At 44.9% G+C, this 17,554-nt stretch carries 14 protein-coding genes; 12 read left to right on the top strand and 2 right to left on the bottom strand.

Annotated features, from left to right (window positions below; genetic code table 11):
* Positions 1-161: 161 nt before the first annotated feature.
* The 7 genes from ACE04G_RS27735 to ACE04G_RS27705 all read left to right on the top strand — a co-directional run bounded on the left by ACE04G_RS27735 (position 162) and on the right by ACE04G_RS27705 (position 9,987).
* On the top strand, positions 162-1,484 hold the full coding sequence (locus ACE04G_RS27735) for a dihydrolipoamide acetyltransferase family protein (protein ID WP_091029377.1): 1,323 nt from the start codon (positions 162-164) through the stop codon (positions 1,482-1,484).
* Between the two features lie 3 nt (positions 1,485-1,487).
* Positions 1,488-2,903, top strand: coding sequence for a dihydrolipoyl dehydrogenase (gene lpdA / locus ACE04G_RS27730; protein ID WP_221821637.1), 1,416 nt, complete (start codon positions 1,488-1,490; stop codon positions 2,901-2,903).
* Between the two features lie 457 nt (positions 2,904-3,360).
* Positions 3,361-4,155 (top strand): thymidylate synthase, encoded by a 795-nt coding sequence (gene thyA, locus ACE04G_RS27725; protein ID WP_339177114.1) that lies wholly within the window; start codon positions 3,361-3,363, stop codon positions 4,153-4,155.
* Positions 4,156-4,205: 50 nt separating this feature from the next.
* A complete protein-coding gene (locus tag ACE04G_RS27720; protein WP_221821633.1) occupies positions 4,206-4,694 on the top strand; it encodes a dihydrofolate reductase in 489 nt (162 codons plus the stop codon).
* Between the two features lie 616 nt (positions 4,695-5,310).
* Positions 5,311-6,798, top strand: a complete 1,488-nt coding sequence (locus tag ACE04G_RS27715; protein WP_221821631.1) for a glutamate synthase subunit beta — start codon at positions 5,311-5,313, stop codon at positions 6,796-6,798.
* A 232-nt stretch (positions 6,799-7,030) separates the two neighbouring features.
* Positions 7,031-7,522 carry a ferric iron uptake transcriptional regulator gene (fur, locus tag ACE04G_RS27710; protein ID WP_036613667.1) on the top strand — a complete coding sequence of 164 codons (492 nt, stop codon included), beginning with the start codon at positions 7,031-7,033 and terminating at the stop codon, positions 7,520-7,522.
* Positions 7,523-7,647: 125 nt separating this feature from the next.
* On the top strand, positions 7,648-9,987 hold the full coding sequence (locus tag ACE04G_RS27705) for a type IA DNA topoisomerase (protein ID WP_339177109.1): 2,340 nt from the start codon (positions 7,648-7,650) through the stop codon (positions 9,985-9,987).
* A 35-nt stretch (positions 9,988-10,022) separates the two neighbouring features.
* On the opposite strand, the gene ACE04G_RS27700 is transcribed toward ACE04G_RS27705, so the two are convergent.
* Both ACE04G_RS27700 and ACE04G_RS27695 read right to left on the bottom strand, forming a co-directional pair.
* Positions 10,023-10,787: an HAD family hydrolase gene (locus tag ACE04G_RS27700; RefSeq protein WP_339177107.1), complete on the bottom strand. Its 765-nt coding sequence runs from the start codon at positions 10,785-10,787 to the stop codon at positions 10,023-10,025.
* 49 nt (positions 10,788-10,836) lie between these two features.
* Positions 10,837-11,757, bottom strand: coding sequence for an ArsR/SmtB family transcription factor (locus ACE04G_RS27695; protein WP_221821625.1), 921 nt, complete (start codon positions 11,755-11,757; stop codon positions 10,837-10,839).
* A 207-nt stretch (positions 11,758-11,964) separates the two neighbouring features.
* On the opposite strand from ACE04G_RS27695, the gene ACE04G_RS27690 reads away from it, so the two are divergent.
* The 5 genes from ACE04G_RS27690 (at position 11,965) to ACE04G_RS27670 (ending at position 17,493) form a co-directional block, all read left to right on the top strand.
* Positions 11,965-13,155 (top strand): MFS transporter, encoded by a 1,191-nt coding sequence (locus ACE04G_RS27690; protein ID WP_221821623.1) that lies wholly within the window; start codon positions 11,965-11,967, stop codon positions 13,153-13,155.
* A gap of 83 nt (positions 13,156-13,238) precedes the next feature.
* Positions 13,239-13,964, top strand: coding sequence for a phosphonate ABC transporter ATP-binding protein (locus ACE04G_RS27685; protein ID WP_091020744.1), 726 nt, complete (start codon positions 13,239-13,241; stop codon positions 13,962-13,964).
* Between the two features lie 22 nt (positions 13,965-13,986).
* Positions 13,987-15,306, top strand: coding sequence for a hypothetical protein (locus tag ACE04G_RS27680; RefSeq protein ID WP_221821621.1), 1,320 nt, complete (start codon positions 13,987-13,989; stop codon positions 15,304-15,306).
* On the top strand, positions 15,299-15,997 hold the full coding sequence (locus ACE04G_RS27675; RefSeq protein WP_017688086.1) for a response regulator transcription factor: 699 nt from the start codon (positions 15,299-15,301) through the stop codon (positions 15,995-15,997). Before ACE04G_RS27680 ends, ACE04G_RS27675 begins: the two co-directional genes overlap by 8 nt.
* Entirely contained in the window at positions 15,994-17,493 is a 1,500-nt protein-coding gene (locus ACE04G_RS27670; RefSeq protein ID WP_449005489.1) for a sensor histidine kinase, read from the top strand. Before ACE04G_RS27675 ends, ACE04G_RS27670 begins: the two co-directional genes overlap by 4 nt.
* The last annotated feature ends 61 nt before the right edge of the window (positions 17,494-17,554 follow it).

Genomic DNA, 17,554 nt, shown 5'->3' with positions numbered 1-17,554 from the left:
TGCCGCAAGGCGCAGTATGGTGATTCACACCGCAGCGCAAGCTGCACTGTAAACAGCCATTAGCCCCTTGAGTAACAGTTATTTGCATTAGCAGTAACAGTTGTTTCTTGGAGTTAAGGGTTGTTTTCAGGATTGAGCACATAATCAAGGAGGTTTTTCAGTTGGCTAAATTTGAATATAAATTCCCTGAATTGGGCGAAGGCCTGCACGAAGGCGAAATCATCAAGATGCACATCAAAGTCGGTGACAAAGTAACTGACGACGACATCATCATGGAAGTACAGAACGACAAAGCGGTTGTAGAAGTACCTTGTCCGGTTAACGGAACAGTTACAGAAGTATTCGCTAAAGACGGTCAAGTCTGCCACGTTGGTGAAGTTGTAGCGATCATCGATGCAGAAGGCGAACTTCCTGAGCAAGACGACGCTCCTGCTGGCGATCAAGGCGAGCAAGAGAAAGATGCAGCTCAAGGCGGAGCTGATACAAGTGGTTCTTCTGCAGCAGCTTCCAGCTCGGATGCAGCTAAAGAAGGCGGCAACAACAGCGTTCCGGCAGTACCTGCCAAAGACGTTCTGGCAACACCAAGCGTGCGTAAATTTGCTCGCGAACAAGGTGTAGACATCGCTCAGGTTAACGGCACTGGCAACAACGGTAAAGTAACCAAAGAAGATGTTGAATCCTTCAAAAACGGTGGCGGTTCTTCCGCAGCGGCATCTTCCGAAGCTCCGGCTCAAGAAGAGAAAAAATCCGCAGCACCAGCAGCGGCTGCAGCTGATCAATACCTTGAAGAAGAGCGCGTACCATTCAAAGGTATCCGTAAAGCAATCTCTAATGCAATGGTTAAATCGGCTTACACAGCACCTCACGTTACAATCATGGACGAAGTGGACGTAACTGAATTGGTTGCTTTCCGTACTCGCATGAAACCAATTGCAGAGAAAAAAGGAACAAAAGTTACTTATCTGCCATTCATCGTTAAAGCACTGGTTGCGGCTTCCCGCCAATTCCCGGCTCTGAACGCTATGATTGATGAAGAAGCTAACGAAATTGTTTACAAAAAATACTACAACATCGGTATCGCTACAGATACAGACAACGGTTTGATCGTTCCTGTTATCAAAGATGCTGATCGTAAATCCATCTGGATGATTGCTGATTCTATCCGTGATCTGGCTGCTCGTGGTCGTGAGGGCAAATTGAGTGCGAATGAAATGAGAGGAAGCACAATCTCCATCAGTAACATCGGTTCTGCTGGCGGTATGTTCTTCACTCCAATCATCAACTTCCCTGAAGTTGCTATTCTCGGAACAGGACGCATCAGCGAAAAAGCAGTGATCAAGAACGGCGAAGTAGTTGCAGCACCTGTAATGGCTCTTTCCCTGAGCTTTGACCACCGTATCATCGATGGCGCAACAGCACAAAACTTTATGAATTACATTAAACAGCTGCTCGCTAACCCTGAGCTGCTTGTTATGGAGGTGTAAGATATGGTAGTAGGCGACGCTTCTCTCAATATCGACACATTAGTAATTGGTGCGGGTCCTGGCGGCTATGTAGCTGCCATCCGCGCTGCTCAACTGGGCCAAAGCGTATTGATCGTAGACAAATCCGAACTGGGCGGTGTTTGTTTGAACCGTGGATGTATTCCATCCAAAGCCCTGATCTCTGCTGCACACCAATATGAGTCTGCACTTCACGGTGAAGCTTTTGGTATCTCTGCTGAGAACGTAAAAGTGGACTTCAGCAAAACTCAAGAGTTCAAAAACGGCGTTGTTAAGAAAATGACTGGCGGCGTAGCTGGTTTGCTCAAAGGCAACAAAGTTGAAGTTTTCAACGGTGAGTGCATGTTCATTAACGAAAACGAAGCTCGTGTATTTAATGACCACGAGTCTCCACGTTACAAATTTAAAAATGCAATTATTGCAACAGGTTCCCGTCCAATCGAACTGAAACCTTTCCCGTTTGGCGGACGCATTCTGTCTTCGACAGAAGCTCTGAACTTGCCTGAAGTACCAAAAAGCATGATCGTTATCGGTGGCGGATATATCGGTGCTGAGCTTGGTCAAATGTACTCCAAATTCGGTTCAAAAGTAACAATCATCGAAGGTTTGGATACAGTACTGCCAGGTTTCGATAAAGACATGACTAGCCTTGTGGCTAAAAACATGAAGAAAACAGGTATCGAAATCGTTACGGGTGCAAAAGCAGAAAGTGCTGAGCAAACGGACAAAGACGTAACTGTTAAATATTCCGTAAATGGTGAATCCAAAGAAGTTACTGCAGATTACTTGCTGGTGACTGTTGGACGTCGTCCAAACACGGATGGAGAACTTGGTCTCGACATGATTGGTGTTGACGTTGACGAGCGTGGATTTGTCAAAGTTGACCACCAAGGTCGCACAAGCATTCCTCACATCTTCGCAATCGGTGATATCGTATCTGGCTTGGCTCTGGCGCACAAAGCTTCTTATGAAGGTAAAGTGGCTGCTGAAGCAATCGCAGGACAACCATCTGTAGTTGACTACAAATGTATGCCAGCTGTTGTGTTCACAGATCCAGAGTGTTCCAGCGTAGGTTACACTGAAAAAGAAGCTAAAGAAAAAGGTTACAAAGTAAAAGCTGGCAAGTTCCCTTATGCGGGTAACGGCCGTGCTGTATCTTTGAACCACGCTGAAGGCTTCGTGAAAATCGTAGCTGACGAAGAAAGCGGCCTTGTATTGGGTTGCCAAATCGTTGGTCTGGAAGCTTCCAATCTGATTGCTGAGCTTGGTTTGGCAATTGAGATGGGCGCTACTTTGGAAGATCTGGCTCTCACAATTCACGCTCACCCAACTTTGGGCGAAATCGTGATGGAAGCTGCGGAATTGGTTATGGGTCACCCGATCCACATCATCTCCCGTTAAGATCATCTAAGCTTCGGATCCGTCCGGCATTATACGTATATCAGAAGAGACGAATAACGTTAACGCGTTATTCGTCTCTTTTTTCTGAGCAAGAGCCGAGAAATTTAAGATACTTGTGTATGTAATATGATGAAAATTTACACGCTCATAAGTTTCAGTGAATTGATTTTATCCAACTTCTGAATTGTGGTACACTGTAGTAATGATCAGTCATGATGTGGCTCCAAGCCAATCACGGTCTATGTATTTAGTTAACTAACCTTTTACACGAGAACGTAGAGGACAGAAAAAACCTGAAGAAGCGGAGTGCTCGCCTTTATCATCGGATTTTACCTTTGGAAAAGGAAATCAAAAAAATCTGGGGACAACAGCGATCGGAAGGTTGTTCTGTCATCGGAGTGGTAAGTGTAAATATTTTTTAGTTTAGTACGAAATAAAAGTGCGAGGGGATATCAACATGAAAAACTATCTTGATTTATTGCAGGATATTCTGAACAACGGCGTGCATAAAGGAGACCGTACAGGAACGGGGACACAATCTGTATTTGGCAGACAACTCCGTTATGATCTCTCCGAAGGATTTCCGCTGGTAACAACCAAACGAATTCATCTCAAATCGGTTATTCATGAACTGTTATGGTTTTTGAGTGGCGATACCAATATATCTTATTTGAAAGAAAACGGTGTGAAGATCTGGGACGATTGGGCGGACGAAAATGGGGATCTCGGTCCGGTATACGGCTCGCAGTGGCGTACATGGGAAGCGCCAAACGGAGAAAAAATTGATCAGATCGCCGCAGTGATTGATTCGATCAAAAATAATCCGGATTCGCGTCGTCACCTTGTCAGTGCATGGAATGTGGCTGAGATCAACAATATGAAACTTCCACCTTGTCATTTTGCGTTTCAGTTTTACGTTGCAGAGGGTAAATTATCATGTATGCTTACGATGCGTTCCGTGGATACGTTCCTCGGGTTGCCGTTTAACATCGCGAGTTATGCGCTCTTGACTCATATGATCGCCCAGCAATGTGATCTTGAGGTGGGTGATTTCATCTGGTCTGGAGGGGATGTTCACATCTACTCTAACCATGTTGATCAGGTTAAAACTCAGCTGGAGCGTGAACCTTATGCTTTACCTAAGCTGGTAATCAAACGTAAGCCGGATTCTATTTTTGATTATACGTTTGAAGATTTCGAGTTTGAGAACTATCAGCATCATCCGGGCATTAAGGCTCCAATTGCAGTCTAATTATGTGTTCAATCTCGATAAGAGACTTGGATTGAAGGAGTGTATTACCCTTGAGTATTGAACTGGTATGGGCAATGGGGGAGAACGGTGTGATCGGATTAAATAATTCGATTCCATGGCGTTTACCCAAGGATATGGCCTTTTTCAAACAACGTACGCTGAACAAAACAATTATCATGGGACGTAATACGTGGGAATCCTTTGGTGGTAAGCCGCTTCCTCAGCGCCGTAATATCGTAGTGACTAGAGATCTGAACTACAAGGTGGACCAAGCTGAAATCGTACATACGATTGAAGAAGGGCTGAGTGTAACCAAAGGTGAGGAACTGTGCGTAATTGGGGGTTCCCAAGTGTATCGTGAGTTCCTGCCACTTGCAGATCGTCTTGTGGTGACCAAGATTCATGAGAATTTTGAGGGAGATACGTTTTTCCCTGAAGTGGATTGGTCCGAATGGGAACTAATTGAACAGATTGAAGGCGAACAGGATGAAAAAAATGTTTATGCGTATACATTCGAATTCTACGAACGTAAACGGTAAATTTGGCATAAGAAATTCCTGACTTCGGTCGTATTTTTATGATGAGAGGCGCTGATTGCGAAATATTCGTGAACAGCGTCTTTTCTTTTATAAAAAAATGAGTCACTTGTTTAAATTGGAGTACATATAACATTAATATAACATGATTAATTGGTATTTATGTATATTATACATACGCTCAAGCATTAAAAAGTAAAAAAGTGTAAAATTTTTGGGGTTTTAACGTTGTGAAGCCCTAAAACAGGTCTGATATTCGGAATTGAGAACGATTTATAGCAAAATATGTTGAATTTGATGACAAATTATCTGACATTTACTTAACGTTTCGACAGTTTATTTCTTTAACACACAACAGATTTCGCAGTTCAAAACCACATTAAACACCAAAATAAGGGTATTGACCATGGGTAGACTTGAAAGATATGATGTATAAAATACAAATAATTATGCGGATAATCCATTTAATATTCAGCACAGTAAATGCTACTATAATTGAAATATCTTCGAGAAGATTTTGTGATACAATAGACAAAAACTCAAGTAATGAGTAATCCATTTCATATAGAACCATGCACATGAAGGGATTAAGACAAGAACGGATGGGGGAAAACGTAAGATGTCTACACCTACTGGATTTATGGAATACAAACGTCAACTGCCAGCAGATCGTGAGCCAGCGGAGCGGATTAAGGATTGGGAAGAGTTTCATAAACACATGGCTGAAGAAGAGCTCAGAACACAAGGTGCACGATGCATGGATTGTGGTACCCCGTATTGCCATACAGGTATAGATATGATTGGTGGCACGTCAGGTTGCCCCGTGCATAACCTGATTCCAGAATGGAATAATCTTGTATATCGCGGACTGTGGAGAGAAGCACTTGAGCGCCTTCACAAAACGAATAATTTCCCAGAGTTTACAGGTCGCGTCTGTCCAGCTCCTTGCGAAGGATCATGTACAGTTGGCTTAATTGGTCAGCCTGTAACCATCAAAACGATTGAAGAAGCAATTATTGAAAAAGGTTTCGAAGAAGGATGGGTGGTTCCCCAACCTCCTGAAAAACGTACGGGTAAACGTGTAGCTGTGGTAGGCTCAGGTCCAGCGGGATTAGCTACTGCGGCTCAGTTGAATAAAGCAGGACACTCGGTAACCGTATATGAGCGTTCGGACCGTGTCGGCGGATTGCTGATGTACGGTATCCCAACCATGAAATTGGATAAAAACGTAGTTCAACGTCGTGTTGATCTGCTCGAAGCAGAAGGCATTCAATTCATTACGAACACCGAGATTGGTAAAGATATTGCAGCACAACAACTGGTGGATGAATATGACGCTGTTGTATTGTGCGGTGGTGCAACGAAGCCGCGTGAATTCAATATTGAAGGCAGCGACTTGAAAGGCGTTCATTACGCAATGGATTTCCTGAATGGCAGTATTAAGAGTTATCTGGACTCCAATCTGGAAGATGGTCAATATCTGTCCGCTAAAGATAAAGATATTATCGTCATTGGTGGCGGTGATACAGGATCTGACTGTGTGGCTACATCGCTGCGCCATGGTTGTCGTACGATCACTCAATTCGGTACGCATACCCAAGCGCCTATGGAGCGTGATCGCATTAATAATCCTTGGCCACAATTCCCTAACGTATACACACTTGATTATGCGCAAGAGGAAGCCAAAGCGTTGTTTGGTCAAGATCCGCGTGAGTTCTCCATCATGACAACAAAATTTGTCGGAGACGATGAGGGGAACCTCAAAGAATTGCATACAGTACAGATCGAGCGTATTGTGGATGAGACTGGTCGCAAGATTTATCAGCCGATTCCAGGTACAGAGCGTGTCTTCCCGGCTCAGATGGCCATGATTGCCATTGGTTTTGACGGACCGGAACAAACGTTGGTCGAGCAACTGGGACTTGCAACAGATCGTCGCACAAACGTTAAGGCACGTTACGGCAAATACAACACCAATGTGGATAAAGTATTTGCAGCAGGTGACATGCGTCGTGGTCAAAGTTTGGTTGTATGGGCAATTAATGAAGGCCGTGAGGCTGCTCGTGAAGTGGACAAATACTTGATGGGTGCTTCGGTTCTGGTGTAAAAGTATAGAACAAGATATCAATGACAACCTTCGCGATCAGCGGGGGTTGTTTGCTGTCTATTGAATAGAAAAGACTACATATTTCACGTAAGTGTGAGCAATAGCATTGCTTTTTAAGTGATAAAGATTTATTATTATATTATAATGATTATAAATAAGGATTCACTGAAACCAAGAAATTCGTACGTTAAAAGTAAAATTTAATGAATATAAACCGGAGGTGCGACCTGCTATGGCAAGTAACCGGGACAAGTCCATTTCAGAACAGATCTTTCACATTAAAAATCAATTGGTTGAAAAAGGATATAAGTTAACACAACAACGAGAAGTTACTGTACGTGTATTGCTTGAACATGAGAAGGATCATTTTAGCGCAGAGGAAGTATTCCTGCTGGTTAAGGAGCAGTTCCCTGAGATTGGATTGGCTACCGTATACCGCACTCTCGAACTGCTGAGTGACCTTCAGGTCGTTGAAAAGATTAACTTTGGTGACGGCGCTGCGCGCTTTGATCTGCGAAGTACAGACGGTTCCCATCACCACCATCATTTGATCTGTACAGAATGTGGTAAAGTGGAAGAGATTATGGAAGATGGTCTGCTTCGTTTGGAACAACAAATCGAGCGTCAGTATGGCTTTGCTGTTACGGATCATCGTCTGGATTTCCAGGGTGTATGCAAAGAGTGCAGACAAAAACATGTATTAAAGGAACAGGCAGCAGGATAATTCATTTCGGGAAGGTGCTCCCGAATCCAAAATCTGATATAATGAGTTTCAGAAGCAAGGGGCTTCCGTCGGCGGAATGCCCCTTTTTGCCGTCATGCGGACGGTGAAGGAGGAGAGATGGACGGATGAAGACACTGGTTATAGCGGAAAAACCCGACATGGGTCGAACCATTGCCGCCGTCATAGAACCAAAGGCCAAGAATAATCGCACATATCTGGAGGGTGAGCATTACATCATCACTTGGGCGATAGGGCATTTGCTTGGACTGGCTGAACCGGATGCCTATGATACAAAGTACAAACGCTGGAATATAGCGGATCTGCCGATTATACCCGATCAGTTCAAGATTGTACCCAATCCGAGGACTAAAGATCAGCTTAAAATGATTGGAGAACTGGCAAAACGGGCTTCAGCGATCGTTAATGCTTGCGATGCAGGGAGAGAAGGTCAGTACATCTTCGCCCTCATACAACAGCAATTGAAGCTGCGCCAGCCTGTAAAGCGTTTATGGATATCGGATTTGACGGCAGAGAGCATTAGACGTGGTTTTGATGGTCTGAAGGATGCCTCTGAATTTGAAAATCTGACCCATGCTGCTCGCGCCAGAAGTGAAGCCGATTGGCTGATCGGGATGAATGCCTCACGGGCGTTTACAACCCGCCATAATGCATTGTTGTCTGTAGGCCGTGTTCAGACGCCGGTACTCGCGCTAATCTACGATCGGGAAATAGAGATTGAAGCATTCCAGTCACAGACCTTTTATGAAGTAGCCGCCTGGTTTCGGCAGGAAGGTGTCGAGTACCGGGGACTGCGTCAGGGAGATAAGTTGACCGATGCGGAGGCAGCAGAGGCCATTGCAGCCAGTGTGAAGGGCAAGACAGGGCAAATTACCAAATACGAAGCGAAGCAGACGAAGGAGTATCCGTATCGTTTGTATGACCTGACCCTTTTACAGCGTGAAGCCAATGCCAAGTTTGGATATGGTGCCAAAAAAACACTGGATATCGCACAGGCCTTGTATGAAAAACACAAGGTGATTTCGTATCCGCGGACAAACTCCAACTATGTTACAGAACAGAATATTGAAGGTATGCACAAAACACTAAACCTGCTTAAAAATGGTACCTATAGTGAGCTTGCGCAAGGGGCCAAGCCAGAGCTTGTTCATAAGAATAATAAAGGGGTATGTAATCCGAGCAGGGTTGAGGATCACCATGCGATCCTACCTACTTTGAAGCGACCAGGTACCTTATCCAAGGATGAGCAGAACATCTATGATTTGATTGTAAGACGTTTCTTGTCTCACTTTTATCCTCCGGCGGAGTATAAGCAACATACCGTGCTCACCGAAGTGGAGAAACATCAGTTTAAGACATCTGTCAAAGAGCTGCTGTCCCTCGGATGGAAAGTGGTTCTTGGTTCTGGAGATCAGGAACAGGGCGGTGCAGGCAAGAAGAAGAGCAAGAAAAACGGCAATGAGGAAGAAGAAGCCGAAGAGTGGACGGACAAGGCTTTTGCTGTACAACCTGAATTGCCTGTTCAATGTACGAAGAGTGAGTTCAAGGAGAAAGCGACCCAGCCTCCCAAAAGTTATACCGAGGGAACATTGCTGAAAGCGATGGAAAGTGCAGGCAAGCAGATCGAGAATGAAGAGCTGCGAGACGCGATGAAAGATAGTGGTCTAGGTACTCCGGCTACACGTGCGGCTACAATTGAGCGTCTCAAAAACGTAGGTTACATTACGCTGCAAGGGAAGAAAATGCAGTTAACGCTCAAAGGCAGAACAGCTATTGAGTTGATTCGCCGTGCAGGCGTAGACTTGTTAACTTCACCTGAGATGACCGGGCAATGGGAAAGAAGGTTATATCAGATTTCCAAAGGTGAGGCGGGTCAGGACAAGTTCATGGAGAACGTCAAGAAATTCACCTTGTCCATCATTGAGAAAGTGCGTGTACAAGCCCCAGCCCCAGCAGATGCTTTTGGGGAAGATTCACGGGCAGGCAGGGGGAAAGGTAAAGGAGCGAGGACCCAGGCCGGCAATACAAGGACATCTGCCAAGACGGCTAGTGGTGGTTCCGCTGTAAAAACGTCCCGTCAGACTACGGCATCTTCGTCCAGAGCGGGCAGTGGGAAAAGCACGACCACCAAGGCATCATCTTCAACAGCGAGCCCAACCGGAGTGAGAGAGTTACTGGCACCTTGTCCTTCTCCAGGCTGTACAGGTCAGATTATAGAGGGCAAGAAGGGTTATGGATGCTCACGTTTCAAGGAAGGCTGTTCATTCGTGGTCTGGAAAGAGTATGCGGGTAAAAAAATCACCAGTACGATGTTAAAATCGCTGATTGAGAAGGGGAGTACACAAGTACTGTCGTTCAAACGAAAAGACGGGAGTACGGTGAAAGCACGGATTATTTTACAGGACGTAGTAACAGGCAAATTATCTGGTGAGAAGCAGGATGCTTGATCTTAGTTAACAGTTAACATACAGCAAAAGGACCCTTAACCAAGGGTCCTTTTCTGTTGCTGCTGTTGTATATTTTCGTGTATGACTTTTGGTACCTCTTCCAGTGCAGTGATGGTATACATCGATGTTTCCGGATTAGGTTGAAGATCTACGATGTTGTATTGCCATTCATTTGGTTGTTTGATATAAATGCTGTGAATTCCGGCTTTTACCGCGGGCATAATGTCTGTCCGCAGTGAGTTACCGATCATCCACGTTGCACGACGATCAAACGGTCCATTAGACAGAATGCCTTCCAGTGCCTCGACGTTTTTGTGTTGTCGGATATAGATCCGATCATCAAAATAAGCCGAGAGCTTCATCTGATCAATCTTGCGCTGCTGAATCACGGTTTCGCCGCCGGTATATAAGTAAAGGGAATGTCCAGCACCTTTAAGGTTCTCAAGCGTTTCAACCATATGAGGGTAGGGTTCAACCTCCTGATCGTACACACTCATACCCAACTTGCTCAGATAAGACTCTTCTCTGGGAGAGGTTAATCTGGCGAACTTGCCGGAGAAATAACGATAGGTGTCAATCAGGGATTGCGGGAAATGATGACTCGCAAAGCCAAGCTTGTTCACTCCGGTTACATCAATCTCCAGTTGTTTTTCCCGAATCTCTTGTGTTGTCAGAGAATGTCCATCAAACCACTCTTGCATATTCTCAAAGAATTCTCCCAAAACCAGGTTGAAGTATTTGTTGCAATATACGAGTGTATCATCAAGGTCAAACATAATATGTTGTTTCATTATTTTCATGATCTAACTCACTCCTTGTTGCCAGTAACTCCACAATGGTTCAACTAAATTATATGCGAATATAGGATTCCAGGAACATATTCAATTCAGATACGCCATCCGGACGAATACTGTATTTCTCTTTACGATTACTTCCCAGCAGATGGGTTCGAAGCAGACCTGCGATGCGCAACGCCATAACCTGATCTTTGACCGTGTCTTCATCTTTACCCAATTCTTCACACATCTCAGCGAGGGATTTGGGTTCATCCGATACGTAACGAAGCAGGCGAAGTCTTTCAGGATCAGCCAGTGCATGGGTGAAACGTAAAAGGCATGTTGGTGGTTGGTCTTCGTTCTCTTCAGGTGCATCTACGGGATACTGCATGATCATCATACCCTCATAGAAGCAGTACATATTAATAGGGCGGTTATGCACCGTTGGAAACAGGATGACTTCGTTTAGTCCAGGCATCGGTTCAACAAGAACGCCAGCTGTAGCATATTCAATGAGCAGTTCAGATCCCATTTTTTCAAGCAAAACGCGTTTTTCTTCAGCATCTTCTTCGAGCCATACACGCTGATCTTCACTTATATTCTGACAGTAGTGTTGATCCCATAGTCGCAATAATGGGACATAGCTGTTCCGAATACGCGTAGATTCTTCTATGGTAAGGGCGGGCAGAAGAGGAGACACACGTGCATACAGGTCATCCGCTGTCATTCCGGCAAGCATGTCCAGAAACTCTTGATTCTCCTTCGTATCATTTTGATACGCAGCCCATGCAAACAGGACATCAAAATCATCAAAAGGCCAAGTGGCAGCAGGTGCGAGCGCAGCTCGTACATTGGAACTTAGTTTGCCTTCCACTTCCAGAATCCATTCAGGACCTATATCCAGATGCTGAATCCATTTTTTCGTAACATAAACCAGAAAGCTGTTGAGCATTTCATATATCGGTGAAACATCAATTTTCACATGATAAGCCATATTGTTGCAGAATCCTCCCGTCACATCTAAGTGTACGCAGCGACTTAAGTACCATTATGGCTTGTTTTGCAGGGCGTTGTCCACTATAATGTTCAAGTCCGGGGCAAAGCCCCGACTATGAATAGCAGTTCAAAACCATATGTATACCATACGAAAGTCGTCAGCGATGGCGATTTTTCTTTGTGTGCTCGCAGGAGGAATGAATTCGTGTCATCGATTACTCGCCCCAAACTATCACACTCGACAGCCAACTATCTGATTTTGATTACGGTTATTGTGGTAGCTGGAATTAGTCAGGGGCTTTTGCTGCCTGTACTTTCGATTTTTTTGGAGCAAAAAGGGGTTTCACCAGGTTTGAACGGATTAAACGCCGCCGCGTTGTACGTTGGCTCTTTTGCCATGACTCTCGTTGCGGAGCGACTACTAGGTGCATTCGGGTTCAAAAAGCTGATTGTGGGTGGCCTGATATTAGTCATGGTCCCTTTAATACTATTTCCGTATTTACCAGATATTAAAATATGGTTCATATTGCGTCTGATCGTTGGAATAGGAGACAGCGCACTTCACTATGCGGCTCAGCTCTGGGTACTGCTTGTTACGGCACCTGAGAAACGTGGGCGCTACATATCGCTATATGGCATGTCCTACGGGCTGGGATTCAGTATTGGTCCGCTGGGAATTAAGCTGCTTGGCTTTGGTGATGCTGTCCCTTTCTGGGTATTGTTCGTATGTATGGCAGCAGTACTTATACTGGTATTAATGAAGCTTCCGAATACAAAGCCGGAAAAAGCAGAGCATGGCCAGCTTCCTGAACGGCGCTTCCGTCGTAGTCTGGCATGGGCTTGGTACGCACTGTTACCTGCTCTTCTATACGGATATATGGAGGCCGGCATGAATAGTAACTTCCCCGTGTATGGCCTGCGTATTGGGTTCGACACCGATCAGATTTCGTCGTTGCTTCCCTTTATTGGGATTGGAGGTTTGTTCCTTCAATTGCCTCTGGGGATGCTGAGTGACCGGTATGGGCGTAAAAAGATATTGATGTTTGCGGGAATCAGTGGGGGGATCATCTTCATGCTGGTTCCCGTCGCAGGTACGCATTTCTGGTGGACGCTTGTATTGTTAACAATCGCAGGTGGCCTGGTCGGTTCCTTTTTTTCGCTGGGCCTGGCCTATGCCGCAGATATTTTGCCTAAAGTGTTGCTGCCTGCAGCCAACGTTGTGGCTTCCTTTCATTTCACGATTGGAAGTATTATTGGACCGAATCTGGGTGGTCAGATGATCAACTGGATTTCACCCGGAAGCATGTTCACCTTGCTCGGAATCATGTATCTTCTTTTCGGCTTGGCAGGTATATTATTTCGTCGTAAACCGGAGTTCGAATCTGTGTTAAAATAGAAGCTGGTGTTCGCATGGAAATTGATGTCCATTTCCGAGTACACTAGTGGTAGGGAAAAACATGGACAAGAGGAGACATCGCGATGATCAGAGTAGAGAACTTGAGTAAATCCGTTGGCGTGGACCGCGTTCCCGTTCTACGGGATATTCGATTTGATATGCAACAAGGAGAGATGATAGCTGTAGTTGGTTCAAGCGGTAGCGGTAAAAGCATGCTGCTCAAATGTCTGGCTATGATGGAGAAATGGGATTCCGGCCGGTTTACGGTGGATGGCGCCGAGATTTTGAAAGAAGGCTGGTCCGGAAAACGGAAAATCAAACGGGAATGGGCATACTTGGAACAGAATCCAGAACTATTTCCCAGACGTACGGCTCTTAAAAATGTATTAATCGGACGATCGGGTCAGACTCCTGTATGGAGAATGGTAACCGGTATGGTACGTTCAGATGATTATATGGGTGCTATGGATTATCTCGAAGGATTGGGATTACTTGATAAAGCACATCAAATAGCAGAGAAGCTCAGTGGTGGCGAGAAGCAGCGTGTTGCCATTGCAAGAGCACTTGCTCATGGTGCCAAAGTGGTTTTGGCTGATGAACCAGTGATTGGTCTTGACCCTCACACAGCAGATTCGGTGCTGGAAACGCTGCGCAAATTATGTGAAGAAGAACGTGCAACAGTCATTGCAGTATTGCCCATTGAACTTGCTGAGAAACATGCCACGCGAATCTGGGGGTTGGCAGACGGCAAGATTGCTTTTGATATTCGTGGACGGAGATTGACACAGCAAGAAAAAAACCAGATTTAAACTATTGAAAAGAGTGATGAGATTGTTTAATTCACGGTGGGGACGCTTTGTAGCAGCAGGAACAATGGCGATCATGCTTGGTTCTGTTCTAAGCGGATGCACAGTCATAAGTGACCCCAAAGGTTTGATGAGAAAACCAATGATGTCCACCGATAAGGAGAAATTGTACAACGTGGTTCAGGTTAAACTGCCGCCAGAGAGCACGTTGATTCGTCCCAAGGATATGAATAACACCAGTATGATTCGAGTAGAAGACCTGAATGGGGATGGAACTCGGGAAGCGATTGTTTTTTATGAGACACCGAATGAGAATGTGCGAATCCATGGCATGATTTTGGAAGAGCAGGGAGGCACATGGGTTAAAAAGCTTACATTTGATGTGCCGGGAAATGAGTTGCAATCCTTTAAAGTATTGGATATTACGAATGACGGAAATCCCGATATTATTCTTGGTGTAAGTCTGCAGGAGCAGAAGGCCCTGACTGCATATTCCTACAAGGGCGGGGCACTGGAGCAGGTCTTGGGTGGAGTTCCGTATAATCAATATATTATTGATAATGCGCAGGGGAACACGCTGGATTTAAGTGGGGATGGCAAGAGTGATTTTGTTATCATTTCGCTGAACAACAGCGGTTTTGCAACGATTGCGTTATACCAGTACGAAGATGGCAGCTTCAAGGAAGTGGATCGGGTGCAGACCGATTATACCGTTAAAGAAGTTTATAATGCGCTGGGCGGAGAGATCGCCGAAGGACAGATGGGCATTGTACTGGATGCCGAGCTGGATGATCGGAGTTCCTTTTCGCAAATTATGTATGTTAAGGATAACAAGTTAGTCAATGCTTTTAAATCACCGGATCAAACGTATAGAGATGACAAAATTTTAAGCGGTGATGTCGATAATGATGGTATTATTGAGTTTGGACTTAAAGAGACTCCGAAAGGCTGGGAGCATTACGTTTTTGACTCCAGGTTGTGGTTCTATACCTATTACCAATGGGATGGTAAAGAAGGCAAGAAATTTGTCTCGTTCCAATTCCGGGATGACGCTGATTTATTTCATCTAAATCTCAAACCAGAGTGGTACGGTAAGATTACTATTGACACCAAATCGGAGAAGGAAAAATATATTCGCTTTAAAATGATTGATACGGACGAAACCGTGGCAGAGATCAAATATTTCACCCTTTCCAAGTGGGAACAGGAGAAGGGTAAAAGCTGGAAGGAAATTACGCGTACCAAAGATCGGGTTATTGCTTCACGAGTAGCACAATCAGAGGCGGGTAAAGATGCACTGAGCAATACTTCTCAGCTGAATAGAAAGGGAGAACTTAATGAGTAAAGTACTTATTCTTGAGGATGAAGAATCCATCCGCAGTTTTATAGTGATTAATTTAAAGAGAAACGGATTCGAAGTGCTTGAGGCGGGTGACGGCCATGAAGCGCTCCGCATACTGCAGACAGTACCGGATATTGATCTGGCTCTACTGGATGTCATGGTACCTGGTATTGATGGATTTGAGGTCTGTCGACGCATCCGTGAAACTAATGAACGTCTGGGCATCATCTTTTTGACCGCGAAAGTTCAGGAACAGGATAAAGTGTATGCTCTCTCCGTTGGTGCAGATGATCATGTCAGCAAGCCTTTCAGCCCAACAGAGTTGATTGCACGTATTCAGTCTTTATTACGTCGTGTGAACGTGCATCGGGAAACTGCGGCAAAGGTTACGTTCCAGTCTGGGCCATTTTCACTGGATCTGATCTCGAAGCAATTCAAGAAACAGAATGAAGCCATTGAGTTGACTCCAACGGAGTTTTCCTTGATTCAGTTTTTCCTGGAAAAAGAAAATACACCGCTCAGCCGCGATGTATTGTTAGATCATGTATGGGGAAAAGAGTACATGGGTGATCCAAAAATTGTGGATGTCAACATTCGTCGTCTGCGTCAGAAAATTGAGAACAATCCTTCCGAGCCCGAATACCTGCAGACAGTATGGGGTCACGGGTACAAATGGAAGGGCCGGGAGCAATGATTAAAAAAGGCATTACTCGGCAGATCGTACTACATTATTTCTTTGTAGTTTTTCTCGCTCTGCTGTTGGTCGAATTCGTATTTATGTTGGCAGTTCAAAGGTATTATTATGAGAGTATCTACAATACGATTAGTACCCACATTTCTAATTCAAAGGACTTTTTCGAGCCAATCGCTCGTGAGAATACTACGGAGGATGGCAATAATCTATCTAGACTCCTTGTGAACTTGGCATTGTCCAATACTGAATTGGAAATTTTGGATCTGAACGGGCGCGTATTGGCGAGTTCAACTGCTTTTGAATCTGACCGTGCCGTACTGCAAACCAGTGATATTATGCAGGCTCTGAACGGAGATATGGGACGCTGGATTGGAAGACAACCAGGTACTGGAGAATCCGTCATGGCCGTTTCACACAAGTTTGATCTGGGCGGCGAAAATACTTATGTTATTCGATATTTGACTTCACTCGAAGATGTGAATTCAAAGTTGTTGAATATGGGACTACTCGCCGCTGCGGTCGGTGTTGGCGTGCTTGCTATAGTGTTAATCATCAGCATTGGTATGGCAAATTCCATTGTACGTCCAATTAACAACATCACCGCAGTATCTGCTCAAATGGCCAGAGGACGGCTGGATGTCAGGGTTAAAGGGAATTATAAGCACGAACTGGGCGAATTGGCATCAACACTTAACTTCATGGCACATGAGATTGTGCGCAGTAATCAGATCAAAGATGATTTTATCTCTTCGATCTCACATGAATTAAGAACACCTCTGACCAGCATTAAGGGCTGGAGCGAGACACTGGACTCAGGCGGTTATGATCCGGAAGAAACCCGTATCGGTATGGGCATCATTTCCAAGGAAACCGAACGACTGATTGGACTTGTTGAAGAGATGCTGGATTTCTCCAAATTACAGCAAAATCAGATGAAGCTGGTCAAAGGAACGGTCAACATTCGTGAAATTGTACAGGAAACGATGTTGAATGTCTGGGCCAAAGCGGAACAAAAACAGGTCCATCTCAAGTTGGAAACGGACGAGACACGTGCTTATAATGTCCATGGGGACGGCAACAGACTGAAACAAGTCTTCTTAAACATTGTGGATAATGCGATCAAATTTTCACACGAGAATTCCTGGATCTTCTTGTCCGTCAAAGAGGAAAATGGTCAGATCATTGCAGCTGTTCAGGACACCGGTATCGGAATTAGTGAAGAACACCTAATCAAAGTACGGGACCGCTTCTTCCAGGTTAATCATCAAAATGGGGGAACGGGACTGGGTCTTGCGATTACGCAAGAACTGGTAGAACTGCATGAGGGGACGATCACGATGCAGAGTGAACTTGGATCTGGTACAACCGTTACGGTTACGTTACCGGCTGTGCCTGAGGAAATGGGTACAGAAGAATCTGTAAACGCGTCTGGTGATGCTGAAGTCACAGATGAGAGGACAGCAAGCGATACAAAATCGGATATAGAAAAGTCTTAAGGTTTTAAAAGATAAGAGATTTTTCTACCTGACCCTCGAGCATGTTACGCTTTATAACATC

It is taken from the genome of Paenibacillus sp. AGC31 (assembly GCF_057334655.1).
Note: the sequence above shows the minus strand (reverse complement) of the source record. Positions and strands in the feature narration are given on the sequence as shown.